Here is a 15,890-nt window from a genome sequence, read left to right as displayed (position 1 = left end):
CCTCCCGAAAACAATGTTCTTGTGGGGCTGGCGGTCTGGGCTGGGTCTCAGCCGGCCGGGCCCGTGTCGGTCTCCCCGGCGAGCGGCACGTGGGTGCCCTTCACCGTCCGCGAATGGCCGCGGAATTCGGCCAGGATCGCGCCGGTCTGGTTCGTGACCTGCACGTCGTAGATGCCGGAACGGCCAGCGCGCGAGATCTCCCGGGCGGTGGCCGTCAGAACGTCGCCGGCAAAGGCCGGGGCGATGTAGGTGATCGAGCAATGCTGGGCGACGGCGCGCTGGTTGTGGCTGTTGCAGGCAAAGGCAAAGGCCGAATCGGCCAGCGCGAAGATGAAGCCGCCGTGGCCGGTCTTGTGGCCGTTGGTCATGGCGTCAGTCAGCGTCATGCTGAGCGTGGCCTCGCCCGGGGCGACGTGGTCGAGGACCATTCCGAGGCCGGCGCTGGCGTTGTCGCCGTTCCACATGGCGGCGGCGCTGGCTTCAGCCAGCTGCTGGGGCGTCAGGGAGGCCGTCATCTCAGCGCCTCCCGCTGTAGACGGGGGGACGTTTGGCAAGGAAGGCGGCAACGCCTTCGGCATAGTCCGGGGTACGACCGGCTTGCCGCTGCAGGTCGCGTTCCAGATCGAGCTGCGCATCGAGACTGTTGGTGGCCGCGGCCTGGATGGCCTGTTTGGTCAGGCCAAGGCCGACCGTCGGGCCGCTAGCAAAGCTGTCGGCGAGCGCGAAAGCCTCGTCCATCAGTTTGTCATCGTCGCAGATCTGCCAGATCAGGCCCCATGCCAGCGCTGTTTCTGCGGGGAGCGGCTGGCCGGTGAGGGCAAGGCCCTTGGCCCGGGCTTCGCCGAGGAGATGGGGCAGGGACCAGGTGCCGCCCGAATCGGGCACGAGGCCGATCTTGGCGAAGGCCTGGATGAACTTGGCCGAGCGGGCGGCAATGACAATGTCGCAGGCCAGCGCGATGTTTGCCCCCGCGCCGGCGGCCACGCCGTTGACGGCGCAGATGACTGGCTTTTCAAGGCTGCGGATCAGCCGGATAAGCGGATTGTAGAAGCGCTCGATGGTCTCGCCGAGATCCGGCGCACCGGTCATCTTCGCCGGATCGCGGTCGCCCAGATCCTGGCCGGCGCAGAAGCCGCGGCCGGCGCCGGTCAGCAGCACGGCCCGCACATCCGCATCGTCGCGCGCGGTTTCGAAGCCGGCGCGCAGGGCGAGGTGCTGGGCCTCGTTGAAGGAATTGAGCCGGTCAGGCCGGTTCAGCGTCAGCACCAGAACGCCGCCGCGGCGGTCCACAAGCACAGGCGTTTCGCCTGCAACATCACCTGTCATGTCGATCCTCCCTCGGACTGCCGGTCGGGATGGGTCCCCCGGCAGGCTGACGTGCCTGTGACCTCCCGGCAAGCAGGAACAGGCCGTCTGAGCGCCAAGTGCCGCAACATCTGGAATGCGACCTTGGTCGTTGAAGAAAGATGTTGCATAAACCAACCGGTCGGTCAATATAACTGAAGCGCCCGATGGCGCAGCAAGAACGGGGAGAGAGACGACAGCCTGCGGGCCCGGAGTGAGGACCGGATCCGCCCCGGTGGCTTGATGCCACGGGACGTGCTGGCCCGGGCGGTGTGCCGGTCTGATGACCGGACGAGCCGGGCAGGGGAGCAGCCTTTCGGATCTGCCTAGACGACATTGCGATGGGAGGAAAATCATGACGTTTCTGACGAGCCTGAAGCAGGCGACGGCTGTGCTGGCGCTTATTGGTCTGGCGAGTTCGCCGGCCCTTGCCGACATCAAGATCGGTGCATCCCTGTCCCAGACGGGCCCGGCGTCCTTCCTGGGCGATCCGGAAGCCAAGACCCTGAAGATGCTGGTCGACGAGATCAACGCCAAGGGCGGCATCAAGGGCGAGAAGATCGAGCTCGTCATGTATGATGACGCGGGCGATGCCAACAATGCCCGCACCTTCGCCACTCGCCTCATTGAAGACGATGAAGTCGTGGCTGTCATCGGCGGCACCACGACCGGCACGACCATGGCAATGATCCCGGTGATGGAAGAGGCGGAAGTGCCGTTCATCTCGCTGGCCGGCGCCGTGGTGATCATCGATCCGGTGAAGAAGTGGGTGTTCAAGACCCCGCACACCGACAAGATGGCCTGCGCCAAGATTTTCGGCGACCTGAAGGCGCGCGGCCTCACCAAGATCGGCCTCATTTCCGGCACCGGCGGTTTCGAAATGTCGATGCGCGAGCAGTGCCTGAAGCTGGCGCCGGAGTTCGGCATGGAGATCGTGGCGGACGAAAGCTACGGCCCGAAGGACGCCGACATGACGCCGCAGCTGACCAAGATCGCCGGCGTCGCCGGGCTGCAGGCGGTCGTCAACCCGGGCTTCGGCCAGGGCCCGGCCATCGTCACCCGCAACTTCCGCCAGCTGAACATCCAGGTGCCGCTGTACCAGTCGCATGGCGTTGCCTCGAAGAGCTTCATCGAACTGGCAGGGGATGCCGCTGAAGGCGTCCGTCTGCCGGCCGCTGCCCTTCTGGTGGCCGACAAGCTGCCGGACAATGATCCGCAGAAGCCGGTCGTCGTCGGCTACCGCGATGCCTATGAGAAGGCGACCGGATCGCAGGTCTCCACCTTTGGCGGCCATGCCTATGACGCCTTCATGATCCTGACCCAGGCTATCGAGCGCGCCGGGTCTGCCGAGCCTGCTGCGATCCGCGACGAGATCGAGAAGACCAAGGGCTATGTCGGCACCGGCGGCATCGTCAACATGACCGCTGACGACCACATGGGCCTCGACCTGTCCGCGTTCCGCATGCTGGAAATCAAGGACGGCGACTGGACCATCGTCGAGTAACAGGGCGCATCAGGGGGCTGACCGCATCGGGCAGATGCGATCAGCCCCCCGCTTTGCAAGTTGTCCGATCCGCGTTCACCGAACCATGCGGCAGGCCCCTGTGCCTGCCCGACGGGACCGATCCATGTCCGATCTTCTGCAGTTCGTCTTTTCCGGCCTCACGGTCGGCGCAGTCTATGCGCTGGTCGCGCTCGGCTTCACCATCATCTACAACGCCTCCGACGTGGTGAATTTCTCGCAAGGCGAGTTCGTCATGCTGGGCGGCATGTCGACCGTGTTCCTGTCGGCTGCCGGCGTGCCGCTGCCGGCCGCTGCCATCCTGGCCGTGGTGATCACCGCGCTGGTTGGCGTGGCGCTGAACAAGTTCGCCATCGAGCCCGCGCGCAATGCTTCCGTTGTGACGATCATCATCATCACCATCGGCGCGTCGATCTTCCTGCGCGGTGTGGCCCAGATCGTCTTCGACAAGCAGCTGCACCGCTTCGAGAGCTTTTCCGGCGACGTGCCGATCGAGATCCTGGGGGCGACGATCCTGCCGCAGAGCGTCTGGGTGATCTTCGGCGCCGCGGTGATCTTCACCGGTCTCTATCTCTTCTTCACCCGCACCCTGACGGGCAAGGCGGTGCTGGCCACCGCCAACAACCGGCTGGCGGCGCGGCTCGTCGGCATCAACACCAATTTCATCATGACGCTGAGCTTTGCCCTGTCGGCGGCCATCGGCGCGGTGGCGGGCGTGCTCGTCACCCCGATCACGCTGACGAGCTACGACATCGGCATCGCGCTGGCCCTCAAGGGCTTTGCCGCAGCCATGCTCGGAGGCATGGGCAATCCGTTCGGGGCCCTCGTCGGCGGTCTCGTCGTCGGCCTGATCGAGGCGCTGACTGCCGGCTACATCTCCTCCACCTACAAGGATGCGGCGGCCTTCATCGTCATCCTTGCGGTACTGTTTGTCATGCCCAGTGGCCTGTTCGGCCGGGCCGCGGTCAACCGGGTCTGAGCCATGAAAAACCTGTCTCCCAAGACGATCACGCTGCTGGCGCTGGTGGCGCTGGTGCTGGTTGCACCGCTGTTCTTTCCCTCCTCGTTCTATTACCGGGTCGGGACGCTGATGTTCATCAATGGCCTGGCCGTCACCGGCCTCGTCATCCTGATCGGCTATGCCGGCCAGATCAGCCTTGGCCACGCCGGCTTCTGCGGCATTGGCGCCTATGCCTGTGCCCTTGCCCCGGTGCATCTGGGCCTGCCGCCGGTCGTTGCCATGCTGCTCGGGGCTCTCATCTCCGGCGTGCTGGCCTATCTGGTCGGCCGGCCGATCCTGCGGCTGAAAGGGCACTATCTGGCTGTCGCCACCCTCGGCTTCGGCATTCTCATCTTCATGGTGCTGTCGAATGAATCCTGGCTGACCGGCGGTCCCGATGGCATGCAGGTCGAGGATCTCGGCTTGCGGGACCTCCTGAAGTCGCTTGGCCTGTCCGTTCCGGCAGCGCAGGTCTGGTACTGGTTCTCCGGGCTCGTGCTGCTGCTGGGGGCGCTGCTGGCGCTGAACCTTCACACCAGCTCGACGGGCCGTGCACTCCGGGCGCTGCATGATAGCGAGATCGCCGCGCGCACCGTCGGCGTGGATGTGGCCTATTTCAAGCTGATGGCCTTCGTCATTTCCGCCGTCTATGCCTCGGTGTCCGGGTCGCTGCTGGCGATGATGAACAAGTTCGTGACACCCGACATTGCCGGCTTCCTGCACTCTGTGCAGATGGTCACGATGACGGTGCTGGGCGGTGCTGGCTCGGTGTTCGGGGCCATCACCGGTGCCTCGATCCTGACCGCATTGCCGCAGGCACTCACGGTCTTCCACGACTATGAGCATATCGTGCTCGGCCTTATCATGATGCTGGTGATGATCTTCCTGCGCGAAGGTCTGGTGCCGAGCCTGATCAAGCGCTTCAGCCGGAGGCAGGGATGAAACTTCTTGAGATCGAAGGCCTCGGCATCGACTTTGGCGGCGTCAAGGCCGTGGATGCGGTGAGCTTCGCCGTGACGGAAGGCGAGATCGTCTCCGTGATTGGCCCCAATGGCGCCGGCAAGACGACCCTGTTCAACATGATCTCCGGCGTCTATCTGCCGGCCCGTGGCAGTGTTCGGCTGGCAGGGGAAACCGTTACCGGCCTGCCGCCGCAGGCCCTGGCCGCACGGGGCCTGTCCCGCACCTTCCAGAACCTGCAGGTGTTCCAGCAGATGAGCGTGCTGGACAATGTGATGGCCGGCTTCCACCTGTCCGAAGGCCGCCATATCCTCTCCGACATTCTCGCGCTGCCCTCGTCCCTGCGGCGCAACCGGGAGACGGAAGACGCTGCCCGCAAGTTGCTGGCAAGGGTCGGGCTGGAGCGCGGCGCGGAGCTGATCGCATCGCAGCTGTCCTATGGCGCACTGAAGCGGCTGGAAATTGCCCGGGCGCTCGCCTGCAAGCCGCGCCTCCTGCTGCTGGACGAACCGGCCGCCGGGTGCAACGCGGTCGAAACCGAAGAGATCGATCATCTCATCGCGGCCGTGGCGAAGGAGGGCGTCGCCATCCTGCTGGTCGAGCATGACATGAAGCTGGTGATGAAGATTTCTGACCACATCGTCGTGCTCGATCACGGCGTGAAAATCACGGAAGGCAAGCCGGAGGTGGTGGCCCGTGATCCCAAGGTGATCGAGGCCTATCTTGGGGCCCATGGCGGCAAGGAGGCGGCCAATGCTCTCGGTTGAAGGACTGCGCAGCAAATACGGGCGCATCGAGGTGCTGCACGGGGTCGATCTGGAGGTGAAATCCGGCGAGATCGTCTCGGTGATCGGGGCCAATGGCGCGGGCAAGACGACGCTGTTGCGCTGCCTTTCGGGTGTGCAGCCCGCATCGGGCGGCTCTCTGATGTTCCGGGGCGACGACATCTCGAAACTGCCGGCGCACCGGCGCGTCGGGCTGGGGCTCGCCCAGTCGCCGGAGGGCCGGCAGATCTTCACCAACCTGTCGGTGGAGGAAAACCTGCGCCTTGGCGCCTATCTGTTCGCCGATGCGCGCGTTGACAAGGACATGGCCGATGCCTTTGCCATGTTCCCGGTGCTGAAGGAAAAGCGCAATCTCTCCGCTGGCGGCCTGTCCGGCGGCCAGCAGCAGATGCTGGCGATAGCCCGGGCGCTGATGGCGCGTCCCACCTGCGTGTTGCTGGATGAGCCCAGCATGGGGCTGGCTCCGATCCTGGTCGACCAGATCCTCGAGGTGGTGAAGTCGCTAAAGAGCCTGGACGTGACGGTGCTCCTGGTGGAGCAGAACGCCTTCGCAGCGCTGTCCATCGCTGACCGGGGCTATGTGATGGAGACCGGCCGCATCACCATGTCCGGACCTGCCGCCGAACTGATTGCAGATCCCCGCATCCGGGAGGCGTATCTGGGGATTTGAGGGGTACGGCATTCGGCTCAGCGATCGTCATGGATCTGTCGTACGGCAGCCTCTAAGGTCGCCGCGCGACCGGTCCAGCCCGAACAGGCCGGCGCATCCGGAGTCCGCTTGTGCCTGTTTCCCCCACCTTCCGTGACCTGATCCTCACCTTCGCCCGCATCGGCGTCCTGTCTTTCGGCGGGGCGGCGGGGCAGATCGCGATGATGCACCGGATCGTCGTCGACGAGAAGAAGTGGCTCGACGAGCCGCGCTACCTGCATGCGCTCAACTATTGCATGCTGTTGCCCGGACCCGAGGCACAGCAGCTGGCAACCTATATAGGCTGGCTCACCCATGGCGTGCGCGGCGGGCTGGCCGCCGGCATTTTGTTCGTGCTGCCCGGCAGCCTGATCATGCTCGCCCTATCCTTCCTCTATGCGCTGGGCACCGGCACGACGCTGGTGGACGGTGTGTTCTTCGGCATCAAGGCGGCGGTGCTGGCGATTGTCATCCAGGCCCTGATCAAGATCGCCAGGCGCGGCCTGAAGGGACCGTTGCCCTATGGCCTGGCCGCAGCGGCTTTTCTACTGATCCTGCTGTTCGACCTGCCGTTTCCCCTGATCATCATCGGTGCCGGCATCGCCGGAGCCCTGGCTACCGGCTTCGCGCCGCGTCTGATGGGACTTGGCGGCAAGCCTCCCGCCGTTCAGTCCGCACCCGTGTTGCCGAGCGGCGCGGCAGTGCGCGCGTTTCGCACTGCCTTGGCCTGTCTGGCTGTCTGGTGGGCGCCGGTGCTGGCCGCCGTGCTGCTGCTCGGGCCTGGACATGTGCTGGTCGCCATCGGCCTGTTCTTCTCCAAGCTGGCCGTCATCACCTTTGGCGGCGCCTATGCCGTGCTGGCCTATCTGGCGCAGGCGGGCGTCGACATGGGCTGGGCAACGCCGCGCCAGATGATCGACGGGCTTGGCCTTGCCGAGACAACGCCGGGACCGACCATCCTCGTCAATCAGTTCGTCGGCTTTCTCGCAGCGCTCAAGGACGCGGGCGGGATGCCGCCGCTGGTCGCGGCCAGCCTCGGCGCGCTGATGGCCACCTGGGTGACGTTTGCTCCCTCGTTCCTCTGGATCTTCGCCGGTGCGCCCTTTGTCGAGAGCCTGCGCCGCAATGCAGCGCTCGCTGCGGCGCTGACCGGGATCACGGCGGCCGTGGTCGGTGTCATCGCCTATGTCGCCGTCTGGTTCGGTCTCAACGTGCTGTTCGCCTCCGCAACGCGGGTGTCGGAGGGCTGGCTTCACTTCGTCCGCGTCGACCCGTCGAGCCTTGATCCGGCCGCAGCCCTCCTCAGCGCCCTGGCGCTTGTCCTGGTCTTCGGCGCAAGACGCGGCATGATGGAAACGGTCGGCCTGATGGCGCTGCTCGGTGTTGCCATCAAGCTGCTGTTGCCTTGACGGGCTGTCACGCCTCCAGCGTTACGGCGCTGACCGGATGGGAGCAGCAGGCGAGGATGTAGCCGCTGGCGATTTCTTCGTCCGTGATGCCGCCATTGTGGGCCATGGTGACGTCGCCGGCCGTCTTCTTCACCTTGCAGGTGCCGCACATGCCGGCCTCGCAGGCGGCCGGGATGCGGACGGCCGCCGCGCGGGCGGCCTCCAGCAGGGTCGTGCCGGGGGCACAGGTCGTCGTGACGTCGCTGCGGCTGAACTGCAGCCGCACGCCGTCGCCGGCATACCCTGCGGTGGCGGTGCCGTCCTGCGCCGGGGCGGCGGCCGTCGGCGCTGCGCCTTGCACCTGCGACGGGACGTGGCCAGCCGTGGCATCATCCGTCACCGTCTTTGCTGCGCTGGCAGCCTTGGCGCTGGTGACCTGGACCTGGGCCTGACTCTGGGTCTGGACTTTGGTCTGGGGCTGCGTTTGGGCCTTCGACGGCGCGCCGAAGCTTTCCTCGTGATAGTGGCGCATGTCGAAGCCGGCGTCTTCCAGCATCAGGCGCACACCGGCCATGAAGGGTTCCGGGCCACAGCAGAAGATTTCCCGCTGGCGGTAGTCGCGCACCAGGAACTTCAGCCGCGCCATGTCGATGCGCCCGGTCAGGCCGTGCCAGCGGTCGGCTGCGCCCTTGCGTTCCACCATCAGTCCCAGCGACAGGTTCGGCATATGCCGCGCTAGCATCTCCAGCTCGTCGCGGAACAGAAGGTCGCCGGGCGTGCGGCCGCAGGTGAGGAAGGCCACGTCGCTGGCCGGGGCCGTGTCGGCCATCGCGCGCAGCATCGACATCATCGGCGTGATGCCTGATCCGGCCGACAGGAACAGATAGCGCTCGGCCAGATGGTTCCAGTGGCTGAAATGCCCGGCCGGGCCGCTGGCCGTCAGCGTCATGCCCGGCACCAGCGTGTCGAACATCCAGCGCGTACCAATGCTGCCGGCCTGTGCCTTCACAGTTACCGAGGCCGAGAAAGGCCGCGTCGGCGTGGAGGAGAGCGTATAGGTCCGCCACACCGGCCCGCCGGGCACCGGCAGCTCAAGGGTCACGAACTGGCCGGGCTTGTAGGAGAACCAGCCGCCGCCTTCAGGCCGAAAGACGAAGGTCTTCACGTCGGCGGTCTCGTCGATCACGGCCAGCACCTCCAGCCGCGATGCCGGTCCCTTCCAGGGGGCGGTTGCGGCGAAGGGCAGGGCGAGGCCTGCGGCAAAATCCGGTTTGACGGTCATGGATGAGGATCCTCAGGCGACGCTGCGCAACGGCTTGGCACCTGTCGTCAGGCGCGTTTCGACATTGCGGCAATACCAGTCGACGAACTGCATCACGCCGCCCTCGTGCAGTTCGGAATAGGGACCGGGCTCATAGGCGGGCGATTTGATGCCGAAGGCATTCTCCTCGACGATGCGCCGGTCCTGGTCGTTGGTCTGCATCCACACATGCGTCAGTGTGTCGAGGTCATAGTCGACGCCCTCGACCGCGTCCTTGTTGACCAGCCACTTGGTGGTCACGGCGGTCTCGGTGGCGCTGATCGGCAGCACGCGGAAGGTCACCGCGTGGTCGCTGAGCACATGGTTCCAGGTGGTCGGATAGTGGAACAGCAGCAGCGCCCCGATCCGCTCCTGGCTCACACCCGCCGACAGAAGCTCCTGCACCGCCGGGCGGCCGGAAATCGTGTAGCTCACCGCATCGCCGATCAGCGGCGTGCGGCAGGCGCGGAACTGGCCGCTCTCATGCATCTGGAACCGGCTCGGCAAGCCGCCCGCCTCAAGCCGCGTCCAGTGCTCGGTCAGGTCCGGGTCCTCGTCGCCGCCGGCAACACCGGTCACTGTCGGGGCTTCCGGATAGGTCTTGCAGAGTTCCGGGTGGTTGCCGGCGCAGTGGTAGCACTCGCGGTTGTTCTCCCAAACAAGCTTCCAGTTGCCCTTCTCGATGATCGTGCTCTCGAAGGCGACCTTGGCCTCGGTGAGGCGGTGCGGCGCGAAATAGGGCTGCATCAGCTGCGCGAAAGGCGCGAACTCGGCCGGCTTGTCCGCAAGGCAGATGAAGATGTAGCCGGCCACGCTTTCGCAGGCGACGGGTTTCAGCGAGAACTGCGACTTGTCGAAATCCTCGGCCATCTGCCGCGCATAGAGCAGGCTGCCGTCGAGGTCATAGGTCCACTGGTGATAGGGGCAGACGAGCCTTGCGCTCGAACCGCGATGCTCCGTGCAAACCCGGCTGCCGCGATGGCGGCAGGAATTGTGGAAGGCGCGGATCTGACCGTCGCTGTCACGCAGGATCACCACCGGATAGTCGCCCACCTGCACGGTGAAGAAGCTGCCGGCCTTGGCCACCTCGCAGTCATGGCCGACGAACAGCCAGTCGCGGTACCAGATGAGATCCAGGTCGAGCTTGAAATACTCCGGATCGATGTAGAAGGCCTGATCGAGAGAAAAGCCTTCGCGCCGGTTGCGCACGCGGCTCAGCATGTCATTGCGAACGTCCATGGCCTCACATTCCGCTTGCCGGCGGGGGACTTGGGTCAGGGACAGGCTTGCTCCGGCGGTCTCCCTCCGCCACAGCTCTGGCCGCCCCGGTCCGCCCTCCGCGATCCGTTGGGTTGTCTCTGGCCAGGGCTGGTTTCCGGGCTTCGAGGCGGCCTTGCGGCCCGGATGCGGCACCTTCCCGGGTTGCCCCAGTGGCTCCTCCACCGCGCTCCTGTCCTCGCCACCGTTGCGGGGGCAGCGCCGGCTTGCCATGCGCCCCAGGGCCCATGTCACCGGCTTCCCAATTCTCCCTGCCGCGTCACCGAAGCAGGGCACCCTGGTCATGCCCCAATCCACCACGGGCGGGCCGTTGCGGATGATCCGAAAACGACACGCCATGCCGGTTCTGCGACGTTGCCTGCTGCGGGCAAAGGGCGGCGGCTCAGGCGGCCTCCGCCCGCACGAAATGGCCGGGCAGCACCTCGACCAGCGGCAGCTGGGCCAGCCGTTCGCCCGGACGCGTGAAGGCCAGCTTCGGGGCAACCGCCTCGCGCAGCCGACCGTCCTTGCGGTTCTCGCCCGGCTTGCCCGACGGCACGGCGGCCAGCAGGCGGCGGGTATAGCTGTGCTGCGGTCGCGCCAGAATGTCGGCGGTCGCGCCCATCTCGACGATCTCGCCGCCATACATCACCGCGATGCGATGGCTGACCCGCTCGACCACGGCAATGTCATGCGAAATGAAAAGAAACGCCATGCCCTCGCGCTGCTGCAGATCCAGCATCAGGTCCGTCACCTGCCGCGCAATCGAGACATCGAGAGCCGACACTGCTTCATCTGCAACGATCAGTTTGGGCCGCACCGACAGCGCCCGCGCGATGCAGAGCCGCTGGCGCTGCCCGCCGGAGAACTGGTGCGGATAGCGGGTGATGCAGTCCGCCTCCAGCCCGACCCGCGTCACGAGATCGGCGGCCAGCTGCTTCTGGTCCTTCTCGCCGATCAGGCCGTGAATGCGCGCGGGTTCAGTCACCAGCTCATGTACCGGCAGGCGCGGGTTGAGGCTGGCAAAGGGGTCCTGGAACACCATCTGCGCCAGTCGCCGCTCCGGCCTGAGGTCGGCAAGCCGCTTGCCGGTCAGCTCCCGTCCGGCCAGATCCACCCGGCCCTCGGCCGGCTCCACCAGCCGCAGGATGCTGCGGGCCAGCGTGGACTTGCCACAGCCGGATTCGCCCACAAGGCCCAGCGTCTCGCCCTCGTTCAGCGACAGGCTGACAGTGCGCACGGCATGAAGCTCCCCCTGCAGGCGCCGCAGGAAGCCCTTGCGGACAGGGAATCGGGTTGAAAGGTTGCGCACGGTCAGCACGGGCGTTGCGCTTGCCGGCGTGGTCAGGCTGCCGCTGCCGAGGCGCGGCGTTGCCTCCATCAGGGCGCGGGAATAGGCCGCCTGCGGCGCGCGGAACAGCTCGGCTGTGGCCGCCTCCTCGACAGCCTGGCCATGCCGCAGCACCAGCACCCGGTCGGCGATTTCCGAGACGACACCCATGTCATGCGTAATGAAAAGAAGGCCCATGCCGATTTCATTTTGCAATGAACGGATTAGGTCGAGGATCTCGGCCTGGGTCGTCACATCCAGCGCGGTGGTCGGTTCATCTGCAATGAGAAGATCTGGGCGGCAGGCCAGCGCCATGGCGATCATCACCCGCTGGCGCAGGCCGCCCGACAGCTCGTGCGGGTATTGCACCAGCCGGCGCTGCGCGTCGGGAATGCGCACGGCGTCGAGCCCGGCGCGGGCCTCCTCAAGCGCCGCGCGGGCGCTGAGGCCCCGGTGCCGGATGAACACCTCGGCCAGCTGCGCCCCGACGGTCATCACCGGATTGAGCGAGGTCATCGGCTCCTGGAACACCATCGACACCCGGTCGCCGCGAATGTCGGTGAGGGCGTCATCGGACAGGGCGGTCAGGTCAATCTGCTCGGCGCCTGTACCGAGCAGGATGCGCCCGCCGGCGATCCGTCCGCCTTCACGCTCGATCAGCCGCAAGATGGCGAGCGCCGTCGCCGACTTGCCGGAGCCGGATTCCCCCACCAGCGCCAGCGTCTCGCCGGCGCGGATGGAGAAGCTCAGGCCCTTCACGGCCTCATGCGCGCCGAAGGCCACTTTCAGGCCCTCGACGGCCAGGACCGGCTGTGCCTCCGGCGCGGCGGTCATGCTGCGGTCCGCCGGCGGGCGGCAAATTCGGGCAGGCTGTCGAACACCGGCATCACCGGCGTCCAGCGGTCCGCCGTCGGCGTGAAGGCAAAGCGCATCGGGTCCTTGCCCTCGACCTGCCAGGAGACGGTGTCGCCAAGCTCCAGGAGGCCGAAGGCCCCGGCCGGCTCTCCGGACGTGGTGAAGCTCTCGGTCAGCGACTGCTGCGTCATGTGGACGATGCCGTCGACCTTCGTGACCGTGTTCCAGTGCACATGGCCAGCCATGCAGACCACCGGCACCCGGGCCTGGGCCAGCGCCGCGCGGGCGCGCTCGGCATGGAGATAGGTCGAGGCGGACGGGTTGTTCTGGAAATAGTAGTTGCCGGTCTGGGCATGGCCGGAGATCGGCACGTGGCTCAAGACGAGCAGCGGCCGGTCGGCCGTCTGCGCCACGCGCGACAGCCACAGGAGATCGGCTTCCTTCAGCACGAAACCGGAGTGCTCCGGCGTGCGGATGATGCGGCTGTCGGCACGCCACAGCGCGATGCGCCAGCCGCCGATGTCGAGGGTCTCGTTTGCAAGGCTCTGGCCGAGGATCGCCTCGTTGTCGGCAACCTCCAGATGGTCGCGGTCATGGTTGCCGCAAATGTGGCGTACCGGCGCGGTGATCGGGGCGAAGGCTTCGGCCACCTCGCGCTCCAGCCGCAGGTCGGTATCGCGGTCTATGTCGGAAATCCGGTCGCCGAGATCGATGACCAGATCCGGCCGTGCGGCGTTGGTGAAGCGGGCGAACTCCTCCATCAGGCCAAGGGCGGTGTCGCCGCGCTTGGTGGCAGAGGGCGCGCCATGATGGATATCGGCAACGAGGGCAAGACGGACGGTCACGGCAAGGGATCCTTTTGGCATTGGGGGAAACCGGAGCGCTGCGAGGGGCAGCGCTCCGGCTTGATGTCAGGCTCAGTTGAAGGAGATGGAGCCGGCGCGGAAGTCGAGCACATACGGAATGTGGCCCGGCTTGGTCTGCCAGTTGACCGCGTTCTTCATCGCCCAGGCTTCATAGGGACGATAGAGCGGCAGCAGGGCCGGATCGGCCTTCACGCGGTCCATCAGCTCGGCATAGGCCGCGCGGCGCAGCTCGACGTCGCCGGAGAAGCGGAACTTCTCCCAGGCGGCGGCATAGGCGTCATCCGTGTTGAAGCGGCCTTCCGACTGCGACGGGCCGCCCGGCGCCCACATCACGCCGAAGGAGCCGAACGGATCGGCGAAATACATCGGGTTGGACCAGTTGCGGACCATCAGGTCCGGCGAGTTGCCGGTCCACTTGTCACCGACGTTGATCTTGCCCTTCACACCGACTTCGGCCCACATCTCCATGATCGCCTGGGTCGACAGCAGACCGTTGGTGTAATAGCCGGCCGCCGTGTCGAAGGTGATCTCGGAGCCGTCGTAGCCGGCTTCCTTGAGCAGTTCCTTGGCCTTCTCCGGGTTGTATTCGAAGGTCTTCAGCTCCGGCATGTAGAGTTCGCCGAACTCTTCCATGGTGTGCGACGCCGGAACCACGGCCTTGCCGAGCCACAGCGCCTCGTTCAGCGCGTCACGGTCGATCGCCAGCGACAGCGCCTGGCGGATGCGGGCATCCTTCAGCTTCGGATGGTTCTGGTTCATGATCATGACGTGGAACAGGGCGGTCGGCGCGCCGAAGGCCTTCATGTCCGGGTCCTTGTCGATCATGTCGAGCTGGTCCGGGGCGATGTTCGTCACGATGTCGGCTTCACCGGTCTTCAGGGCGGTGATGCGCGAAGCGGTTTCCGGCATGTGCTTGACGGTCACCTTGTCGAGCGGGGCCTTGTCGCCCCAGAAGTCGGCGAAGCGCTCCCAGACGATGGTCTGGCCCGGAACGAACTCGGACACCTTGTAGGGGCCGGTGCCGACCGGCTTCAGCGAGAAGGCTTCAAAGTCGTCGTGTTCCAGCTTGGCCGGGTCGCCGGCAAGGCTCATGGTGTAGGCGGCGGGGATGATCATGACCTGCTGCAGGTTCAGCAGCGTCTCCCACAGCGGCTCGGCGCGCTTGGCCTTGACGCGGATGGTCAGGTCATCGACCTTCTCGGCTCCGGCGAAGTTGGAGAAGCGGTCGCGGGCGCGCACCTGGTAGGGCGGGAAGTCGGCCTGGAACATGCGGTTCAGCGAGAACACCACGTCATCGGCGGTCATGGCCGCTCCGTTGTGGAACTTCACGCCGTCGCGCAGCTTCAGCTCCATCGTGGTGTCGTCGATCAGCTTCCACGAGGTCGCCAGCGCGGGAACCCATTCGGTCTTGGTGGTGTCGTGGTTGCGGCCGATCAGCGTGTCGAAGCTGTTGTAGTAGAACTGCGAGCCCACGTTGGAATGGTCGCGGCCCGGATCCAGGTAGGACGACACGTTGGCCGCGCCAACGGTGATCTCGGCGGACAGGGCGGAGCCGGCGAGAGCGGCGCTGATCAGGGCAGTGCTTGCAAGAAGTCTCAACATGAATGCCTCCACAAGAGGGGTGAGGTTAGGGAGTAGGGACGTCGGCCGTTCCGGCTTCTGTTGTTTCAGCGGCTGCGCAGGCGCACGTCGGCGCGGTCCCGGAGCCAGTCGCCCAGGATCTGCACGGCAAAGGTCAGGAGAAGGATCACCGCCGCCGGGGCGAGCACGATCCAGGGGGCGGTCGGCAGGTAGTCGCGGCCGATGCCGACCATCGACCCCAGCGTCGCGGTGGGCGGCTGCACGCCGAGCCCGAGGAAGGACAGGGTCGATTCCAGCAGCACGATGTTGGAGAAGCTCAGGGTGAACTGCACCACCAGCGGCGAGACGATGTTGGGCAGGATATGCCGGCGGGCGATACGCCAGGGGGAAGCCCCTGCGGCCCGCGCGGCCTCGATGAACGGCATTTGCTTGAGCTTGCGGACTTCGCCGCGGACGATGCGGGTGTATTGCTCCCAGCCGTAGAGACCGAGCACCAGGATCATCACGTCGAGCCCGGAGCCGAACACGGCCAGAAGCAGTAATGCCACCAGCGTGAAGGGAATGGCGATCTGCGCATCCACCAGCCCCATGATGAAGTCATCGATTGCTCCGTCGGCAAGGCCTGAGAACATTCCAAGAACAAAGCCGATGGCGAGGCCGATCACGGCACCGCAAAGCGCCAGAAGGAAGGTCAACCGCAGTCCGTAAAGACAGCGCGACAGGACATCCCGGCCCAGTTCGTCCGTGCCCAGCAGATAGGCGAGCTTCGCCCGTTCAAAGCCCACCGGTGGTCTCAGCCGGGACATCAGGCTCTGGGCATTGGGATCGAACGGGGCGATGAGCGGTGCAGCCAGGGCTGTCACCAGCAGCACCAGGGCCAGGATCATGGCCACTCGCTGCACGCCGTTCGCCTCCCGCCAGAAGGTCACAGCGAAGTCGAGGCGGGGCAGGGGGAACGGCAGCCGGCGTGGCTGGTTCCGGCCCGATGCGGCAATCGCGTGATCGGTCATGGGC

General features: G+C 66.0%; 14 protein-coding genes and 1 riboswitch. Of the genes, 6 read left to right on the top strand and 8 right to left on the bottom strand.

Translation table 11 applies throughout. From position 1 onward, the window contains the following. Positions 1-47: 47 nt before the first annotated feature. On the bottom strand, positions 48-515 hold the full coding sequence (gene paaI, locus C8348_RS10300; protein WP_106753243.1) for a hydroxyphenylacetyl-CoA thioesterase PaaI: 468 nt from the start codon (positions 513-515) through the stop codon (positions 48-50). 1 nt (position 516) lies between these two features. Next, complete coding sequence (paaG, locus tag C8348_RS10295; RefSeq protein WP_106753242.1) at positions 517-1,326, bottom strand: 2-(1,2-epoxy-1,2-dihydrophenyl)acetyl-CoA isomerase PaaG; 810 nt, start codon at positions 1,324-1,326, stop codon at positions 517-519. A 373-nt stretch (positions 1,327-1,699) separates the two neighbouring features. Between paaG and C8348_RS10290 the strand changes: the two genes are divergently transcribed. From C8348_RS10290 to chrA, 6 genes are all read left to right on the top strand, one after another. Beyond that, on the top strand, positions 1,700-2,848 hold the full coding sequence (locus C8348_RS10290; RefSeq protein ID WP_106753241.1) for an ABC transporter substrate-binding protein: 1,149 nt from the start codon (positions 1,700-1,702) through the stop codon (positions 2,846-2,848). A gap of 124 nt (positions 2,849-2,972) precedes the next feature. Then, on the top strand, positions 2,973-3,845 hold the full coding sequence (locus tag C8348_RS10285) for a branched-chain amino acid ABC transporter permease (RefSeq protein WP_106753240.1): 873 nt from the start codon (positions 2,973-2,975) through the stop codon (positions 3,843-3,845). Between the two features lie 3 nt (positions 3,846-3,848). Next, positions 3,849-4,808: a branched-chain amino acid ABC transporter permease gene (locus C8348_RS10280; RefSeq protein ID WP_106753239.1), complete on the top strand. Its 960-nt coding sequence runs from the start codon at positions 3,849-3,851 to the stop codon at positions 4,806-4,808. Further along, positions 4,805-5,593, top strand: coding sequence for an ABC transporter ATP-binding protein (locus C8348_RS10275; protein WP_106753238.1), 789 nt, complete (start codon positions 4,805-4,807; stop codon positions 5,591-5,593). Before C8348_RS10280 ends, C8348_RS10275 begins: the two co-directional genes overlap by 4 nt. After that, a complete protein-coding gene (locus C8348_RS10270) occupies positions 5,580-6,281 on the top strand; it encodes an ABC transporter ATP-binding protein (RefSeq protein WP_106753237.1) in 702 nt (233 codons plus the stop codon). The genes C8348_RS10275 and C8348_RS10270 overlap by 14 nt, the downstream gene beginning before the upstream one ends. A 110-nt stretch (positions 6,282-6,391) precedes the next feature. After that, positions 6,392-7,708 carry a chromate efflux transporter gene (chrA, locus tag C8348_RS10265; protein WP_106753236.1) on the top strand — a complete coding sequence of 439 codons (1,317 nt, stop codon included), beginning with the start codon at positions 6,392-6,394 and terminating at the stop codon, positions 7,706-7,708. 7 nt (positions 7,709-7,715) lie between these two features. Here chrA and C8348_RS22390 read toward each other — a convergent pair whose 3' ends face one another. The 6 genes from C8348_RS22390 to C8348_RS10235 all read right to left on the bottom strand — a co-directional run bounded on the left by C8348_RS22390 (position 7,716) and on the right by C8348_RS10235 (position 15,886). Next, on the bottom strand, positions 7,716-8,969 hold the full coding sequence (locus tag C8348_RS22390; protein ID WP_198647000.1) for an FAD-binding oxidoreductase: 1,254 nt from the start codon (positions 8,967-8,969) through the stop codon (positions 7,716-7,718). 12 nt (positions 8,970-8,981) lie between these two features. Continuing rightward, entirely contained in the window at positions 8,982-10,226 is a 1,245-nt protein-coding gene (locus C8348_RS10255) for an aromatic ring-hydroxylating oxygenase subunit alpha (RefSeq protein ID WP_106753235.1), read from the bottom strand. Between the two features lie 110 nt (positions 10,227-10,336). Beyond that, positions 10,337-10,560: riboswitch (cobalamin riboswitch) on the bottom strand. An 87-nt stretch (positions 10,561-10,647) separates the two neighbouring features. Continuing rightward, a complete protein-coding gene (locus tag C8348_RS10250) occupies positions 10,648-12,408 on the bottom strand; it encodes an ABC transporter ATP-binding protein (RefSeq protein WP_106753234.1) in 1,761 nt (586 codons plus the stop codon). Further along, on the bottom strand, positions 12,405-13,274 hold the full coding sequence (locus tag C8348_RS10245) for a metallophosphoesterase family protein (protein WP_106753361.1): 870 nt from the start codon (positions 13,272-13,274) through the stop codon (positions 12,405-12,407). Before C8348_RS10245 ends, C8348_RS10250 begins: the two co-directional genes overlap by 4 nt. A 72-nt stretch (positions 13,275-13,346) precedes the next feature. Then, a complete protein-coding gene (locus C8348_RS10240) occupies positions 13,347-14,897 on the bottom strand; it encodes an ABC transporter substrate-binding protein (protein ID WP_106753233.1) in 1,551 nt (516 codons plus the stop codon). A 65-nt stretch (positions 14,898-14,962) separates the two neighbouring features. Further along, entirely contained in the window at positions 14,963-15,886 is a 924-nt protein-coding gene (locus C8348_RS10235; RefSeq protein ID WP_106753232.1) for an ABC transporter permease, read from the bottom strand. Positions 15,887-15,890: the final 4 nt, after the last annotated feature.

Origin of the sequence: Pannonibacter carbonis (assembly GCF_003012935.1) — a bacterium.
GTDB lineage: Bacteria > Pseudomonadota > Alphaproteobacteria > Rhizobiales > Stappiaceae > Pannonibacter > Pannonibacter carbonis.
Note: the sequence above shows the minus strand (reverse complement) of the source record. Positions and strands in the feature narration are given on the sequence as shown.